Origin of the sequence: Shewanella sp. SR43-4, assembly GCF_014163845.1 — a bacterium.
GTDB classification, from domain to species: domain Bacteria; phylum Pseudomonadota; class Gammaproteobacteria; order Enterobacterales; family Shewanellaceae; genus Shewanella; species Shewanella vesiculosa.
Genome location: NZ_JACJEB010000006.1, coordinates 288,950 through 306,284, shown reverse-complemented (window position 1 = coordinate 306,284; position 17,335 = coordinate 288,950). Strand labels below are relative to the sequence as shown.

Below are 17,335 nucleotides of genomic sequence, written 5' to 3'. Positions count from 1 at the left end.
CGCCGTCGCCAATGACTTTGAAGCCCTGGCGAACGTGCACAATTTAGTCGTCGGCGCCTCAGATGGCGTCAACACCACCAACATTAACGTCACCCTCACTGAGCTTGATGTCAATGAAGCGCCTGTTATTGATGATTACAGCAGCACTATTAACGATTCGATTGCCAATGGCACTAGCGTATATGATGTGAATGATGCCAACACAGGTAACGATACCGATATTGATAGTGATAACTTAACTTACTCTTTCATTCTAGCTAATGGATCGAGCAGCTTAATTAGCGAAAATGGTGCATTTATTATTGATGCTCAGACTGGTGTCATTTCTGTTAATGACACGACACAAATTAACTATGACAATGGTAGCCAAATTAGCCTAACCGTTAAGACAAGTGATGGCAGCTTAAGTGATACTGCAATTGTGACCTTTGATCTTAATAACGTTGATGCTAACGATGACCTTCCTGGATCATCATATTCAGTGACCACAGGTTCTAATACCGCTTGGACTATTCCACAGTCTAATGGCGAGAATCTAATGACGATATCCGCTCGTAATGCTGATGGTTCTATGGGTGTATTAAACTATGAACCTGGTAATAATTTGCTCGGAGTAGCAGGATCTCCACGCAGCTCAGACCAAATTACTGGACAAATTGAATATAACTCAGCGACAGGCACCTCAGAGTCGGTTGTCATTGATTTTAATGGCCTAGTAAATAAAGCTGAATTCAGTGTTTCTAACCTGTTTTCAGATGAAAATAATGGCGAACAAGGAATTTGGAAGGCTTATTATAATGGCCAACTAGTCGCAAGCGACACATTCAAGACGGACGCTGGCAATGTGGGGACTTTCAATATTGACACTGGTAATATTGTCTTTGACCAATTAGTGTTTGAAGCAACACAGACAATTAATGAAGCAACGAATGGTAGTGTCTTAAGTGACTCATCTGATTACTTCTTAACCGGCATTACCGCGTCTGGTCCAGCTATTATGGGCACTTATATGGTCTCTGAAGATAGCGTGCTATCTATTACAGATACTAGCCTAGGCCTATTAAATAATGACTCTGATGCGCAAGGTCATACATTTACGCTAACAGGGGTGAATGGTGCAACAGTTACAGATGGTCAGATCGTTTTGCTAGATAGTGGCGCACTACTGACCATACACAGTGATGGTACCTATTCTTACGACACCAATAATGCATTTGAATCACTAACGGCTGGGGAGCTGTCAACTGATACCTTTACCTACACAGTAACAGATCAATATGGTGCTACAGATACAGCAACTGTGACTATAAATATTGTGGGAGAATCTGATCCTAGCTCAACTTATGTGAGCTATACCGGAAATCCTAACGATGACACGATTCAAGGAACAAACAATAACGATGTTATCGTTAGTGATCAGCAGTCGATAAAAATAGTTGATGGTGAATCTTACAATATTGCCTTCATTGTCGATACTTCTGGAAGTGTAGGTCGTACTCAGCTCGATATCATGAAAGCTCAGTTAACCTCAGTGTTTGATACGCTAAAAGCAAGCATAGGTGGTACGCATTCAGGCGTAGTGAATATTCTGTTAGTGGATTTTGATACTGGCCTTCAAGCTTCAGTTCCAGTCAACTTAGCTGACACCAATGCTCTTACGTTATTAGCCGCAGCACTCAATGCCATGGCTTCTGGTGGTAATACAAATTATGCAGCAGGCTTTGATGCTGCAACAAGGTGGTTCAACAGTTTAAGTGGTGGTGAAAACTTAACCTACTTTATTACCGATGGTTATCCTAATACCAATTCGAGTAGCGCTCCTGCAGCTTTTGCTAATTTGAATGCCATTTCAGATATAGAAGCTATCGGGATCGGCAACGGCATTAATTATACTACTCTACAAAATTATGATTCTAACAATACTCCAGTAACTGGTGTTAATGCTAACAACCTTGCCTCTGTTATTTTGGGTACTGAAACACAGTTACTTCAAGGTGATGATAATGTTGATGGTGCTGCTGGTAATGACATTATCTTTGGTGACTTGGCCCAGTTTGCTGGTATAACGGAACAAGGCTATCTCGCTTTACAAAGCTATGTTGCAGATAAAACAGGCCAAAACATTGCCGATATTGATGTAAGTGAAGTACATGATTACATTCGTGAACATGTAAATGAATTTAATATCAATAATCAATATGACGGTAACGATATTTTAAATGGCGCAGCGGGTAACGATATCATTTTCGGCCAAGGCGGCAATGACCTTATCCATGGCGGCGAAGGTAATGACGTGCTTATCGGTGGTTTAGGCGATGACACACTCATTGGTGGTCTGGGTAATGACACTTTTGTATGGTCTAAGGGCGATACTGGTACAGATACGATTAAAGACTTCGAAGTTAACAATGACTCTCTTCATATCAGTGATTTATTACAAAATGAACAGAACGGTAACTTAGAATCCTATCTTGAATTCTCGTTCAGTAATGGCAGTACGACAATTTCTATCGATGCCGACCTTAATGGCAGTGTTGACCAATTGATCATACTCGATGGTGTAGACCTATCGCATGAATACGGTAGCAGTGATGAGGGCGTGATTATTAACGGTTTGCTTAATGATGGTGCACTTATTGTTGATACTGCAACAGCCAACCCAGCTCCGTCACCAGGAACCACTCATGCTGATCTATTTGATCAACATAATGGAAATATTATTCCTTAATAACAACACATTGACTGCGCCACATAGTATTATGTGGCGCATATTTGATAATTCTAACAATAATATTAAGGATAAAGATTAGGTGCCTAAAACTGCGTCTAACACAAGTGAGCAATGGACTATTTCGGCTGCCCAACGGGTAACGGTTGATCCTTTACTCGACTGTCTAGTGTTATTAACTGAACATTTTGGCAACCCTTGCTCAATAGATTCTCTTGCGGCAGGACTTCCGCTATCTGGTGCAGTCATCACACCTGATTTAATCCCTCAAGCGGCTGGTAGAGCTGGATTATCAGCGAAGTTATCACGAAAAGATTTAAATCAAATTTCCAAAATTTTATTGCCTTGTATCTTATTATTAAAAGATAAAAAGGCATGTATTTTAAGAGAAATAGATCTAGAACAAGACAAGGCCATAATTCAATTACCCGAAACGGGTGGCGAAGATACTCTAACAATCGAAGGTTTAGAAACTCTATACGTCGGCTATTTATTTTTAGTTAAACAAGATTATCGCGGTGATAAAAGTTTTGATGTTCATCTACATGACAGCAAAACACATTGGTTAATGCAAAGCATAAAAGACTCTGCTCCTATTTACCGAGATGCGCTTATAGCCTCAGTATTAGTCAACCTTTTTGCACTAGTTTCACCACTCTTTATTATGAATGTTTATGACAAAGTGGTGCCCAATCTTGCATTTGAATCACTTTGGGTTTTAGCCATAGGTGCCAGTATTGCTTATATATTTGACTTTATTATGCGGCAGTTACGAAGTTATTTAATCGATATTGCAGGTAAAAAAGTCGACATTATTGTTTCATCAAAACTATTTGCAAAAGCCATTGGTATTCCACTTTCAAAACGCTCGCCAAGTGTTGGCGGCATGGCAAGACAACTAGGTGAGTTTGACAGTATTCGGGAGTTTTTAACTTCTGCAACCATAACCACATTAGTTGATTTACCGTTTGCACTGCTATTTGTGGTCATCATCTATATTGTCGCGGGTGATTTAGCCATCATCCCAGTAATTTGCAGCTTAGTTATTATTGCGGTGACCTTTTATCTTCAACCTAAACTAAAACAAGCCATTGAAGAAAGTAATCGTTTTGCTAGCTTAAAGCATGGACATTTAATAGAAAGTTTAACCGCATTAGAATCAATTAAAGCTAATGGCGCCGAAGGCTTAGTACAGAAAAGCTGGCAACAAATGATCGGTCATACTGCTAACTGGCAACTTAAAACTAAAAAGTTATCCAATTATGTGACTAATATTGCTAACTTCATGGTGCAATTAACTGTTGTCATGGTTGTGATACTAGGTGTGTATAGATTAGCTGATAACGAAATATCTATGGGTGGGATTATTGCTGCGGTCATGCTATCTAGCAGAGCCATATCACCGATGGCGCAATTAGCAGGCTTAATTACTCGTGGTAATCATACAATAAGTTCACTGCGCCAACTAGACGCTATCATGGAACAAGAAGATGAGTTTGAAGACAAAGGAAATCTAGCCAGTAAAGAACGGTTTATGGGCAAAATTGAAGCTGATAATATTAGTTTCAGCTTTCCAGGCTCGGAAAAACCAAGCTTACACCCTTTCTCGATCAGTATTAATCCAGGTGAGCGTATTGCTATCATTGGTCGAAATGGCTCAGGTAAAAGTACCTTAGCCAAATTACTGCTCGGATTGTACAAACCAACTCAAGGTAGTCTTCGCTATGATGGCCTTGATGCAGGACAAATTCACCCTAGCGATCTTAGACGTAACTTTGGCTACTTACCCCAAGACGTCACCTTATTTCACGGTACCATTCGCGACAATATTTTATTTGGTTCTCGTCAAGTGACAGAGCATCAATTAATAAGAGCGATCCAGCTGTCTGGCGTGAATATGTTTACTAACCTGGAGTCAGAAGGCTTAGACCAACAAGTAGGTGAAGGTGGCCTCGCACTTAGTCGTGGTCAAAGGCAAACCGTTGCTTTAGCAAGAGCAACATTAAATGATCCGTCAATATTATTAATGGATGAGCCAACGGCAAGCCTGGATGCTAGAGCTGAAAAGCAGTTTATTCGCTCAATGCAGTTAGTCAGCCGTGAAAGAACCTTACTACTTATTACTCATAAAATGCATTTATTAAATCTTGTCGATCGTATCATTGTACTCGAACGTGGTCATGTTGTGGCTGATGGCCCTAAAGATGAGGTCCTAGCAAAACTCAATTCAGGGACCCTGTCTGGAGGCCAATCTTCATGAGTAAATATCTGACAACGAAAGATTTAGAAATGGTCGATGATGTTTATGGCGCCATGATGACCGATGCCCCGTCAGGGCATCGTCTTATTATTTGGTCGCTCGCGGCAATGATGATGTGTTTTTTTATTTGGGCATATTTCTCAGAATTAGATCAGGTGACGACAGGAACCGGTAAAGTCATTCCCTCTTCACAACTGCAAGTTATTCAAAGTTTAGATGGTGGTATTTTACAAGAGATCTATGTTCAAGAAGGTGGATTAGTGACTAAAGATCAACCTTTAGCTCGTATTGATGACACACGATTTCGCTCAGACTTTGACCAACAAGAGCAAGAGGTCTTTGGGTTACAGACAAATATTATTCGCATGCGCACTGAGTTGGACAGCATCATTATCTCTGACATGTCCTCAGACTGGCGCCAACAAGTGAAAATTACTAAGCAAAATTTAGTTTTTCCACAAACCATTATTGATGAAGAACCAGAACTGGTTAAACGCCAACAAGAAGAGTATTCCATTCGACTTGATAATTTAAGTAACCAATTAGAAATTTTAGCGCGTCAAATTCAACAACGACAACAAGAAATTGAAGAATTAGCTTCTAAAATCAGTACACTTACGACAAGTTATCAATTAGTATCTCGCGAACTCGAATTGACTCGACCGCTTGCTCGTAAAGGCATTGTGCCTGAAGTAGAACTCCTCAAACTTGAGCGCACCGTAAACGATATTCAGGGCGAATTACAATCTGTTAGACTCTTGCGCCCAAAAGTGAAAGCCGCTATGGATGAGGCCATTTTAAAACGTCGCGACGCTGTGTTTGTTTATGCTACCGATCTACGGGCACAGCTAAATGAAATGCAAACGAAATTATCGCGCATGAACCAAGCGCAAAAAGGAGCATTTGATAAAGTCAGCAAAGCTGTCATTACCTCTCCTGTTATTGGCACCATTAAAAAGATTAACTTTAATACTTTGGGTGGAGTTGTTCAGCCAGGCGAAGATATTATGGAAATTGTTCCTTCAGAAGATAAATTACTGATAGAAACCAAAATAATACCAAAAGATATTGCTTTTTTACATCCAGGATTACCTGCAATCGTCAAAGTGACTGCCTATGACTTTACTCGTTATGGTGGGCTCAAAGGAACGGTTGAGCATATTAGTGCCGATACGTCACAGGACGATGAAGGTAACAGTTTCTATATTGTAAAAGTAAGAACACAAGAATCCAGTTTAATGAAAGACGATGGTACAGAGATGCCAATTATTCCTGGAATGCTCACTTCGGTTGATGTCATTACAGGAAAAAGATCCATACTTGAGTATATTTTAAATCCAATTTTAAGAGCCAAAGATACAGCTCTTAGAGAGCGCTAAGAAGAACCAGGAGGGTTTTTTAATGACTATTACTACAACAAAACAGCAAAACAAGTTAACTGTTATAGCACTAACTTTGTCAATGCTGATAGCCCCGACAGCTTCAAGTCAAACACTTGAGCAAGCTGTTGCATATACACTAGATACAAACCCAGATTTACGTATAGCTTTTAATCGCTTTAAAGCACGTGAAGAGCAAGTTAATCAAGCTCAATCAGGATACATGCCGACACTTGATATCACAGCGGGTTATGGCTGGGAACAAACAGATAGTCCTTCAACACGTCGCCGAGCGGGTCAAGGTGATGTTGATAGTGACGGTATGATTGATTTAGAACGTGGCGAAGCCGGTGTTAGCATCAAACAAATGCTTTTTGATGGTTTTTATACCAGTAGCGAAGTCGATCGCTATTCATTTGAAGCGAGTGCAGATCAGTGGGCATTATTTTCTGCTGCTGAAGATACCGCATTGGATGTGACAAAAGTCTACTTAAACTACATCCGTAGTGAGCAAGTATTACTGCTGTCTGAAAAAAATCTCGCGAGTCATAAAGAGATATATGACCAAATAAAACAGCGTACAGATTCTGGATTGGGATCAACAGCAGATTTATCGCAAATTGCAGGCCGTCTCGCCCGTGCAAATGCCAATGTTATTTCAGCTAAAAACAATCTACAAGATGCCCGCGCAGCCTTTGTTAGAGTGGTTGAAGCACAGCCAGTTGACTTAATTCTACCTGTGCCTGATGCCGATTTGCTGCCTGAAAGTTTAGATAAAGGGATCATGTTAGCTAAAGCAAAACACCCAATATTAAAATCAGCAGAAAATGACATTAATGCTGCTAAAAAAGAGCGTAGTTCAGGCCAAGCTAACTATTATCCCAAATTAAGTTTAGAGCTTAACGGTAACTGGAATAATGATACCTCTGGAGAAGACGGCTATAGCGCGATTAATAGCCAGAACGTCAATGGCTATAATAATGACTTAGTCGCCATGGTTAGGATGAAATACAACCTGTTCTCTGGTGGTAAAGACACCTCTAAAGACAGAGAGAGCGCCTATAAAATCAATGAGGCAAAAGAGGTCCAACAACGCGCTTATCGTGAAGTTGTTGAAGGCATTTCTTTAGCTTGGAATGCCTATGAAATGTTAGCACCGCAAAAACAGTTTATTCGTGAACATGTTGTTGCAGCAAAACAGACACAAGTCGCTTATGAACAACAGTTTAATTTGGGTCAACGTACCCTTCTTGACTTACTCGATACCGAAAATGAACTATTTGAAGCTCGTAAGGATTACTTACAAACTGAGTACGATGAAATTGCCGCTCGCTATCGAGTACTAAATGCAACTGGCGATCTACTTGACTCACTTCGAGTAACACGTCCAGGAGAATGGCGTGGAGAGCAGGATTATGAAGGAGGAGTAAAATAATGAAATACTTACTAGTTTTATTCGCATTGATAACGACTGCAGGCTGTTCAGTAACCGATATTGTTGAGTCGAATCCATCTACAACTCAACAATTTGATCTTAATGATAGTGACCGTGATGGCGTGATCATGGCCCGTGAACGTTGCGCTGGTACTGTTGTGGGTGCTGCGGTTGACAACTATGGTTGTGGCAGAATAACAAATATCAATGAACGCCAAGACTTAAAAATTCTATTTAGTAATAATTCTACGGTTATCGAACCTCAATATTATAACCAAATTGAAAAAGTAGCTAAATTGATGGAAACATATCCGACCACAAGGGTGACAATTGAAGGTCATACAAGCAAAGTTGGCAGTTATGAGCTAAATTTAGCGTTATCTCAAAATCGTGCTAAAGCTGTCACTGATGTGTTAAAAACCACCTATGGTATCAATCCAAGCCGCTTAACGGCAATTGGTTATAGTTTTGATCGTCCTATCGATAACAGTGGCACACCAGCAGCAGAGGAACGTAATCGACGTGTAATCGCTGAAGTGACAGCTGATGATACTATTCCAGCAATGCGATGGAATATCTACACTGTAGATGAAGAAATTGACTAACGGACATACAAGGCATTGATTCTTTGAGTCGCGAAAGCAGCAAAGTAACCATATCGCTATATAAAAGGGTCTGCCATGTTTTTATTATGGCATCGGCCCTTTTAGTTTCATGTTTATTTGCCGCTCCGACACAAGAGTTAAACCAAGACAAAACCGTCGCTGCATTATCGCAACGCTATGGCGATCGCGCCGGATTACGGGCCAATGCTTGGTTTAATATCGTCAGAGATTCGCAACAACTTGCTGATATAGACAAATTAGAAAAAGTTAATCAATTTTTTAATTTATTTAGATTTATTGATGATCAAACATTGTGGGGCGACTCCAATTATTGGGCATCGCCAATGGAGTTCATTGGTGCCAATGGCGGCGATTGTGAAGACTTTTCAATAGCAAAATACTTTACGCTACTCCAGCTTGGTATTCCTGAAGACAAACTCAGAATAACCATGGTAAAAGCAACATCTTTAAATCAGTATCATATGGTTTTAGCGTATTACGAAAAACCAAATTCAATCCCGCTAGTGCTTGATAATTTAGATAAAACCATAAAGCTGGCAACAAAAAGAACAGATCTTCTGCCTGTTTACAGTTTTAATGGTAAACAATTATGGTTAAACAAAGAAAAAGGTCGAGGTGTGTTAGCTGGCTCATCATCACGCCTTGAAAAATGGACTGACCTTAAACTTAGATTAGGTGTAGATCGCCTACGCCAACCAAAACTCAACATGGAGTAGTAACAACATGACCCTGTTCAGGCAGATCTATGCGTTACTTTTTGGGCTTTTCTTGCTAACAATTGCAAGTGTAGCCTACGTACAATTTTCAGAGACTCAAGGTTTCTTATCTAAACAGATGGAATCTGATCTTAATAATGCCAGCAACTCATTAGGACTGATGCTAACGCCTGTTTTAGAAGCGGGTGATGATGCCGGAGCTGAAACATTAGTCAATGTTATTTTTGAGGGCGGCTACTACCAACAAATTAAGTTAACTTGGTTAGTGGGTGGCAAGCAACAGGTGTGGAATAACGCTGTACGAGTTGACAATGTTCCTCAATGGTTTATAGATCTTAATTTGTTTAAAACGATAAAAAAACAAACCACGATTACTTCTGGTTGGTTGCAACTTGCCACACTAGAAATTACCGCAAACCCTGGCTTTGGCTATCAAGAATTATGGCGGGTTATTTCCGACATTATTATTCTATTTTCGATCTTATTCCTCATTGCTATTATCTGTGCAAGAGTAGGATTAAGCTGGATATTAAAACCATTAAATACCCTTTCTGTACACGCAAAAAAAATTGCTGAGCGCCAATTTGGCCCTGATATGCCTGCACCAAAAACCAAAGAACTAAAAGAACTAGTCAATGCATTTAACAGCATGTCTGCTCAGTTAAAACAAGTATTTAACTCCCTCGACGAAGAAGTCTCTGCATTAAGAAAGAAAAATCTCGTCGATCAAGTATCTGGACTGCCAAATAGACAATACATGGTAAGTCGAGTGAATGGCTGGTTAAGCGAGCCCAGTACCGGGGCGCTTTACTTAGTCAAAATGGATTGGTTAGAAGAAGTTCACAGTAAATATGGTTTCCAAGTTCGTGATGAGACAATTCGTATTCTGGCGGAGAAACTACAGCATCACCAAGATGAAATATCCTCTTCTGTTATTGCGCGGATTGCTGCGTACGAATTTGCCTTTCTTGTTGAAGACTGTGAACACGACCAACTGACTAAATATTTGCAGAGCCTCATACGCACTGTGAATAAAGAAATATCTAAATCTGGCTGCAAACCCAACGAACAGTTTTATATTGGTGTAGCAGAGCGTTTAGGGCAAATGACGGTATCTGATATGCTGGCCCAAGCAGATAACGCATTGCAACAAGCCATTAAAGACGAAAAGGTGTTCCATTGGTTTGAAAACACTCAAAAGCAGCTTTTTACCCGAGAAGAATGGCGCAGTAATTTAAACAATGCTATCAAGACCAGAAACTTCCAATTCCGTTGGCAGCCTATTCAGTTATGTGCCAGAGATGAAATTTGTCAACGCGAGCTATATTGTCAGCTGAAAATAGGCGAAACAACCCTGCATGCAGGTCAATTTATGCCTTATGTAGAATTGCTCTCATTAGGGACTATGCTTGATCGTTGCTTAATTGAAACCATCAATGAAAATCGTTTATTTGAACGTAACTATGAACGTGTTGCCATTAACCTCACCTATCAAAGTATCAGTGATACTGATTTCCATATATGGTTAAAACAGTTCCTACGAGCCAGTAAATACGCCGATCGTATTTGTTTCGAAATTCCAGAAGCGAGTGTTTATAGCGACTTAGAATCTTGTGAAAATCTGTGTAAAGTCATTAGAGATTCTGGCGCCCATTTTGGTATTGACCATTTTGGTCGTCAATTTGGCTCTATGGCCTACTTACAAAGCTTACGTCCTAACTATGTCAAACTCGACCAATCACTGGCTTACATTGAAGATAATCAACATAACAGCGAATTATGCCGTGCGTTAGTCAATGTTGCTAAGGGATTAGATATTCAAGTTATTGTCACAGGGATCCAGGAAGCTGAACAATTAACAAGGTTTACAGATCTCAGAGTGGATGCCTATCAAGGCTTTATTGCACCGCCAGTGAATATAGATCTTTAAATTATATCAATGAATTGCTCGCTGAAAACTAACCACTCTTTTGAGTGGTTTTTTTATATCTTGGCGATTAGCTCACTAATTGATAGTGGTTAACGTCTAAACTTATAATCTTTATAATCTTTATAATTATATTTTAACGTCTTGCCCAGAGTTCACGTTTAATGGAGTGGCCACAACACATTTAGGTTGATCTCTTGAACCACTGCTAGAAAGTTATTGCTTGGGGGCAATATATCATTAGGCGCTAATACGGCCTATAACGCAGCCTAAGGAGCTCAATACAGATAGGCATAATAGAACAGCACACCGATATTAACGCGCATACAATCAATTAGATTGAGGATTTATGATGGTTGCTGAAATAACAATATACCATTGGAATCATTAATCGATTCTAGAAAAACAAAAAGCCACTCAAAAGAGTGGCTTTTTTAAATTGGTCGGTGATAGAGGATTCGAACCTCTGACCCTCTCGTCCCAAACGAGATGCGCTACCGGGCTGCGCTAATCACCGAAATTTACTTTAAACTGTGCAGTAAACCAATTAATCAAGTTAACCTGTTTACTTAAATGTGGTCGGTGATAGAGGATTCGAACCTCTGACCCTCTCGTCCCAAACGAGATGCGCTACCGGGCTGCGCTAATCACCGAAATAAATATAAAACAACAAATTGAATGGGGTGACTGATGGGGCTCGAACCCACGACAACCGGAATCACAATCCGGGACTCTACCAACTGAGCTACAATCACCACTGACTTTCAATTCTACTAACCAATACGACAGAAACTGTACTTGCCGAATGGTGCGCCCAGAAGGATTCGAACCTTCGGCCTTACCCTCCGGAGGGGTACGCTCTATCCAGCTGAGCTATGGGCGCTCGCCTTGGTTAGCGAGGCATATAATAGGGATAAAACAGCTTCACGTCTAGCCTTGATTTACTTTCTTTTGACTGACTGACTAACTTTTACGCGTTTAAGGCAACAATTAACCTGTTTTTTATCACTTACGACAATTATTAACCTTGTGTTTACATTTATTTCGCTTGGATCACATTTATATTTATGGTAATTATAATGACTGTTCAACAATATTTGTTTACAGAATTAATAGGATAACGATAAACAAGGGTATGGATACAGTCATTAGTCACTCTAAAACCTTTCCTAGGATCGAGCATCTCCAAAAACGGGTCGCTCGTTTAAGGCGTTTGGCTAAAAAATATAAACGTTCTGAGATTATTCAAAACGCCTTACTCGGTATTTCCAATATTGCAACTCAGGTCACTTCACTTGATGACTTTTATCAACGAGTTCATTTGCATCTACAACAGCTTATCCCTGCAGAAAACTTTTTTATTGCATCTCAGGATGCTAAAACAGGGCTAACAAGTTTACCCTTTTTTGCTGACCAACAAGATTCTCATCCAACAGAGCTTTACCCAGACCAAGAAATATCGGCATTACTCAATAGTGGTCTAACTGGGTATGTGCTTCGCAATGGTGAGCCTTTGTTATGCGACGACAATAAGTTTAATGAATTGATTGCCAGTGGCGATATTAAAAGCCTTGGCTCGCCAAGCCATCAATGGCTTGGCGTACCGATTAAAACCAAAGACGTCGTCAGTGGTGTGCTTGTGGTGCAAAGCTACAACGAAGCCAATACTTACGGTGAGTTAGAATTAGAGTTAATGGGCTTTATTTGCCATCATATTTCAGGAGTAATGGAACGGCTTGAGCATCATCAACAACTTGAGCAAGCCATTGTGGAGCGCACTAAAGAGCTCAGCCAAGCGTATGAGAAGGTTAAACAAGAAGTCACTGAGCGAGTTAAAGCGGAGAAATTGCAAAAAACACTGTTTGAAATTGCCGATTTATCTGCATCCAACGTGCTTCAGCAAGATTTCTACTTACGGCTCCACGCTATTATCAGCCAGCTCATTCCTGCCAATAACTGTTTTATTTCGTTAATTGACAAAAATAATATGCTGTCGTTTCCGTTTTATGTGTCGCAAATGACGGCTGAATATCCTGCCTCTCGCCCAATGCAGGATGGATTAACCGAATATATTCTCCAACATAAATTGCCGCGATTATTTTCAGCTAAAGATATCTCGACCATGGTTAGCCTAGGTGAAATTTATGCTAAATCACCAGAATTAAACAAAACCGATAGAATGCATCAATGGATAGGTATTCCGTTAATCATTAATGGTGAAGTAGCTGGGGCATTAACCATTTATAGTCTAGATGACGCCCATATTTATCAATTAAAAGATCTTGAACTGCTGACCTTTGTGTCGCAGCACATGGCTAATGCGATTGAACGTAAACTCGCCGCGGAGTCACTGAAGAATAGCCACGAGCTATTAGAAGATAAAGTTGTTCAACGGACCATGGCGCTTGCAGAACTCAACAACAATCTCCAAAAAGAGATTAATCAACGCCGGAAAATGGAAGATCAATTATTATATGATGCTCAACATGATGGCCTGACAGGGTTACCTAACCGTAGCTATTTGATGGAACGTTTATCACAAGCATTAAAGCACTTACGTCGTCATGGGCTAGATCAATTTGCATTATTATTTATCGATCTTGACCGTTTCAAGGTGATCAATGACTCTTTTGGTCACCTAGAAGGCGATCGTTTTTTAATTGAAACGTCACAACGCATAAAATCATGTATTCGCGACAACGATACTCTGGCTCGCATGGGCGGTGATGAATTTGTTATATTACTGGACTCAATTAATGCCACAGAAGATGCCGTCGAAGTCTGTGAGCGTATTTTACAAACATTATCTATGCCCTATCAGTTAGCCAAACAAGAATTCATCTCTGGTGCGAGTATAGGGGTGGCTTTTAGCGGACGTAATAAGCTAGTGACCAGTGAATCTCTTCTGCGAGATGCTGACGCCGCAATGTATCAAGCTAAAGCAAATGGTAAAGGGTGTTTCGTCATTTTTGATAACAAGCTGAGCGCGAAATCTAAATTACAACATGACTTAGAAATTGAATTTAAGCAGGCGCTCGAGCAACAGGGATTTAAGATACATTATATTGAAGTGGTCGACTTTAACACTGGTGAGATTATTGCTATTGAACCACAAGTTGAATGGCATCATCTAAAACAAGGCATTATTGATCACTCAAAAATGAAACGCTTGGCGGCACAATATCAGCTAACACTGAATTTAGATGCTTATATGTTTGGCCACTTAAATGAACATTTCCAATCAATTAAGCAACGATATGGTACCAATATTGATCTACACTTATCGATTAGCAGTCAACATATTAAAAATAAGTTTGTGTTACGCAATCTAAAAAATACCATCAAAGGCAGTAATATCGATTTACGTAAACTGATATTATTTTTTAACGAACAAGCCTTGATGCAAGACACCGAAAATCATATCAATGGCTTCGAGCTTATCTCGCAACTGGATGTGCAAATCGGTATCGATGGCTATGGTACAGGTTACAGCTCGCTCAGTTGCTTAAGCTTCTTACCGATTAAAGCGTTAAAGTTAGATGAAGACATCAGTAAGCACTTACTCAATGATAAACAGTTACAATTAGTCAAAGCTTACCAATTGACGGCGCAAACACTTAATTTCGACATGTACGCCACTACCATTGACACGCAACAACAAGTAAGACAGTTTTTAGAACTTGGTTATATGCGTGGTCAAGGGCGAGCAATCAGCAAATTATTTAACGAAAAAAAAAAGCCCCATAAGTCTTGTGCCTAATCAATAGGCCAACCTAATTAGCACTACTTTTTAAACATATCGCGTATGTTGGCAATATGGCTTTTACTGGTTTCCACACGCTGCTCTTCAGTTTGAACTGGCTTACGGTTTTCCCAGATTAAGTCATCTTGTGGTAACTCAAGTAAAAAGCGACTGGGTTCACAGCGCATCGTCTCACCAAATTGGCGGCGCTCGCGACATATCACAAACCATAATTCACGCTGCGCTCGCGTTATCCCCACATAAGCCAGACGCCGTTCTTCATCGACATTGTCTTCGTCAATACTCGACTGGTGCGGTAAAATTCTCTCTTCAACCCCCACCATAAATACAAAAGGATATTCCAGTCCTTTAGAAGCATGTAAAGTCATTAACTGTACTTGATCGCCACCTTCATCCTCGCTATTACGTTCCATCATGTCGCGCAGGGTTAATCGAGTAACCACTTCCGGTAGCGTCATCGGTTCATCTAACTCATCACCTTCGAGCATTTCGGTAACCCAACGGTATAATTCCGAAATATTTTTCATCCTCATTTCGGCCGCTTTAGCGCTGGTACTGGTTTCGTACAGATAATCTTCGTAATTAATTTTGCGGATCAGCTGTTTAATCGCTTCAACCGGCTCTCCACGAGTTGCTAGCTCACCAGTATCAACAATAAATTTGCCGAATTGATACAGCGAGTTGACGGCCGCGGGGGCAAGGTGATGATTCAATTCAACATCAAAAATAGCTTCAAATAGCGAAATATGCTTTTGATTAGCAAAATTCCCCAAACGTTCCAGCGATGCAGGGCCGATACCACGTTTAGGCAAATTAACCACCCGCAAAAAAGCATTATCATCGTCAGGATTCACCACTAAACGTAAATACCCCATGATGTCTTTAATTTCTGCTCGGGAGAAAAAGGAAGTACCACCACTGAGCTTATAAGGAATGCGGTTGGTCATGAGCGATCGTTCGAGTAAACGAGATTGATGATTACCTCGGTATAAAATGGCGTAATCACCAAATTTAGTCCGCCCAACAAACTTATGCCGAATTATCTCTGCCACCACTCGCTCAGCTTCCTGCTCTTCGTTAGCGGCTATTAATACTCTTAGTGGCTCACCATAAGCTAACTCACTAAATAACGCCTTATCGTACACGTGAGGGTTGTTGGCAATCAAAATATTGGCAGCACGGAGAATACGTTGGCTTGATCGATAGTTTTGCTCTAGCTTAATTAATTTAAGCTTAGGAAAATCAGTTCCTAGCAACACCAGATTCTGCGGTTTGGCGCCACGCCAAGAATAAATAGACTGATCGTCATCACCTACCACGGTAAAACGTGAACGCTGACCCACCAACAGTTTCACTAATTCGTATTGGCTAGTATTAGTATCTTGATACTCATCCACCAGCAAGTATTGAATTTTGGTTTGCCAGCGGGTGCGCACCTCTTCATTCATCCGCAACAATAAGGTTGGAATTAAGATAAGATCATCAAAATCGAGCGCATTATAGGACTTCATATGCTGAGCATATCGTTGATACAAGGTAGCAAATAATTGGCTTTGCTCATCTTTTGCCATACTGATTGCCTGCTGAGGGATCACTAATCCCCCTTTCCAGTTCGATATGGCTGATGCCAAGGACTTGATTAAATCTTTATCGTCATCGAACTCATCTTCAGTCAGCTCTTTTAATAGCGCGAAGGTGTCTTGATCATCAAACAAAGAGAAACCCGCCTTAAGCCCAAGCACTTTATGCTCACGCTTAATGATTTCGAGTCCTAAGGTGTGAAAGGTAGATATCCATAATCCACGGGCTTCTTTGCGGCCCATAGACTGAGCCACACGCTCTTTCATTTCACGTGCGGCTTTATTAGTAAAGGTTACGGCGGCAATATTACGGGCTTTGTAGCCACACTTTTCAACTAAGTAAGCAATTTTATTAATGATAACTCGTGTTTTACCACTCCCCGCGCCAGCAAGCACTAAGCATGGACCCGACACATAATGTACGGCTTCATTTTGCCCTGGATTGAGTTTCATTAATTATTACACCTTACTTAACGTTAAACAAAGGCGGATCATAGCAGAATCAACTGGTGACGGTTAACGAAAAATCACAGTTAAGGTTTGGAAAAGCGCTCACCTCGGTTACAATTAACTCAATATATCAGTAGGGGATCATAATGATTAATCCAAAGAAAATTGAAGAGCTCGCTAAACAACTTAGCGACAACTTACCTAGCGGTGTTAAGCAGTTTGCCGGGGAATTTGAAGAGCGCAGCAAGCAGCTATTACAAAACCAACTGATGAAGCTGGATGTGGTATCGCGTGAAGAGTTTGAAGTGCAGCAACATGTGTTACTGAAAACCCGTGAAAAGCTGGAAGCATTACAAGTACAAGTCAATGAATTAGAGAAAAAGTTAGCTGATTAGCGACTAAATAATCTCTGAAAAATCATAAAAAATGACGCTCTAAAGCGTCATTTTTATGATGATTCAACAATCAATG

10 protein-coding genes and 4 tRNA genes are annotated in these 17,335 nt (G+C 40.4%); 9 read left to right on the top strand and 5 right to left on the bottom strand.

The genetic code is table 11. From position 1 onward, the window contains the following. The 7 genes from H5123_RS09465 to H5123_RS09435 form a co-directional block, all read left to right on the top strand. On the top strand, window positions 1-2,728 hold a 2,728-nt coding region (locus H5123_RS09465), incomplete at its 5' end, for a VWA domain-containing protein (RefSeq protein ID WP_182697798.1). Window positions 2,729-2,810: 82 nt separating this feature from the next. Continuing rightward, the gene (locus tag H5123_RS09460) at window positions 2,811-4,988 is read left to right on the top strand and encodes a type I secretion system permease/ATPase (RefSeq protein WP_182697797.1); all 2,178 of its coding nucleotides are present in this window, start codon (window positions 2,811-2,813) and stop codon (window positions 4,986-4,988) included. Next, a complete protein-coding gene (locus H5123_RS09455; RefSeq protein WP_182697796.1) occupies window positions 4,985-6,367 on the top strand; it encodes an HlyD family type I secretion periplasmic adaptor subunit in 1,383 nt (460 codons plus the stop codon). The genes H5123_RS09460 and H5123_RS09455 overlap by 4 nt, the downstream gene beginning before the upstream one ends. 22 nt (window positions 6,368-6,389) lie before the next feature. Then, window positions 6,390-7,802: a TolC family outer membrane protein gene (locus H5123_RS09450; RefSeq protein WP_182697795.1), complete on the top strand. Its 1,413-nt coding sequence runs from the start codon at window positions 6,390-6,392 to the stop codon at window positions 7,800-7,802. Continuing rightward, window positions 7,802-8,407, top strand: a complete 606-nt coding sequence (locus H5123_RS09445; RefSeq protein WP_182697794.1) for an OmpA family protein — start codon at window positions 7,802-7,804, stop codon at window positions 8,405-8,407. The genes H5123_RS09450 and H5123_RS09445 overlap by 1 nt, the downstream gene beginning before the upstream one ends. 86 nt (window positions 8,408-8,493) lie before the next feature. Beyond that, window positions 8,494-9,144 (top strand): transglutaminase-like cysteine peptidase, encoded by a 651-nt coding sequence (locus H5123_RS09440; RefSeq protein ID WP_182697793.1) that lies wholly within the window; start codon window positions 8,494-8,496, stop codon window positions 9,142-9,144. Between the two features lie 7 nt (window positions 9,145-9,151). Further along, window positions 9,152-11,074 carry an EAL domain-containing protein gene (locus H5123_RS09435; protein ID WP_182697792.1) on the top strand — a complete coding sequence of 641 codons (1,923 nt, stop codon included), beginning with the start codon at window positions 9,152-9,154 and terminating at the stop codon, window positions 11,072-11,074. A 437-nt stretch (window positions 11,075-11,511) separates the two neighbouring features. Here H5123_RS09435 and H5123_RS09430 read toward each other — a convergent pair. From H5123_RS09430 to H5123_RS09415, 4 genes are all read right to left on the bottom strand, one after another. Further along, window positions 11,512-11,588, bottom strand: a tRNA-Pro gene (locus H5123_RS09430). Between the two features lie 59 nt (window positions 11,589-11,647). After that, window positions 11,648-11,724, bottom strand: a tRNA-Pro gene (locus H5123_RS09425). 26 nt (window positions 11,725-11,750) lie between these two features. After that, window positions 11,751-11,826: transfer RNA gene (locus H5123_RS09420), tRNA-His, on the bottom strand. A 51-nt stretch (window positions 11,827-11,877) separates the two neighbouring features. Next, a tRNA-Arg gene (locus H5123_RS09415) sits at window positions 11,878-11,954 on the bottom strand. Between the two features lie 252 nt (window positions 11,955-12,206). On the opposite strand from H5123_RS09415, the gene H5123_RS09410 reads away from it, so the two are divergent. After that, window positions 12,207-14,831: a diguanylate cyclase domain-containing protein gene (locus tag H5123_RS09410; RefSeq protein WP_182697791.1), complete on the top strand. Its 2,625-nt coding sequence runs from the start codon at window positions 12,207-12,209 to the stop codon at window positions 14,829-14,831. A gap of 23 nt (window positions 14,832-14,854) precedes the next feature. Here H5123_RS09410 and rep read toward each other — a convergent pair whose 3' ends face one another. Beyond that, complete coding sequence (rep, locus tag H5123_RS09405) at window positions 14,855-16,867, bottom strand: DNA helicase Rep (protein ID WP_124017537.1); 2,013 nt, start codon at window positions 16,865-16,867, stop codon at window positions 14,855-14,857. A gap of 143 nt (window positions 16,868-17,010) precedes the next feature. On the opposite strand from rep, the gene H5123_RS09400 reads away from it, so the two are divergent. After that, window positions 17,011-17,259 carry a ubiquinone biosynthesis accessory factor UbiK gene (locus H5123_RS09400; protein ID WP_124017536.1) on the top strand — a complete coding sequence of 83 codons (249 nt, stop codon included), beginning with the start codon at window positions 17,011-17,013 and terminating at the stop codon, window positions 17,257-17,259. The last annotated feature ends 76 nt before the right edge of the window (window positions 17,260-17,335 follow it).

Bases quoted from the DNA above. Each gene is read 5' to 3' on its own strand.
- H5123_RS09400 (WP_124017536.1), top strand. From the start codon at position 17,011: ATGATTAATCCAAAGAAAATTGAAGAGCTCGCTAAACAACTTAGCGAC.
- rep (WP_124017537.1), bottom strand. From the start codon at position 16,867: ATGAAACTCAATCCAGGGCAAAATGAAGCCGTACATTATGTGTCGGGT.
- H5123_RS09435 (WP_182697792.1), top strand. From the start codon at position 9,152: ATGACCCTGTTCAGGCAGATCTATGCGTTACTTTTTGGGCTTTTCTTG.
- H5123_RS09440 (WP_182697793.1), top strand. From the start codon at position 8,494: ATGGCATCGGCCCTTTTAGTTTCATGTTTATTTGCCGCTCCGACACAA.
- H5123_RS09410 (WP_182697791.1), top strand. From the start codon at position 12,207: ATGGATACAGTCATTAGTCACTCTAAAACCTTTCCTAGGATCGAGCAT.
- H5123_RS09450 (WP_182697795.1), top strand. From the start codon at position 6,390: ATGACTATTACTACAACAAAACAGCAAAACAAGTTAACTGTTATAGCA.
- H5123_RS09455 (WP_182697796.1), top strand. From the start codon at position 4,985: ATGAGTAAATATCTGACAACGAAAGATTTAGAAATGGTCGATGATGTT.
- H5123_RS09445 (WP_182697794.1), top strand. From the start codon at position 7,802: ATGAAATACTTACTAGTTTTATTCGCATTGATAACGACTGCAGGCTGT.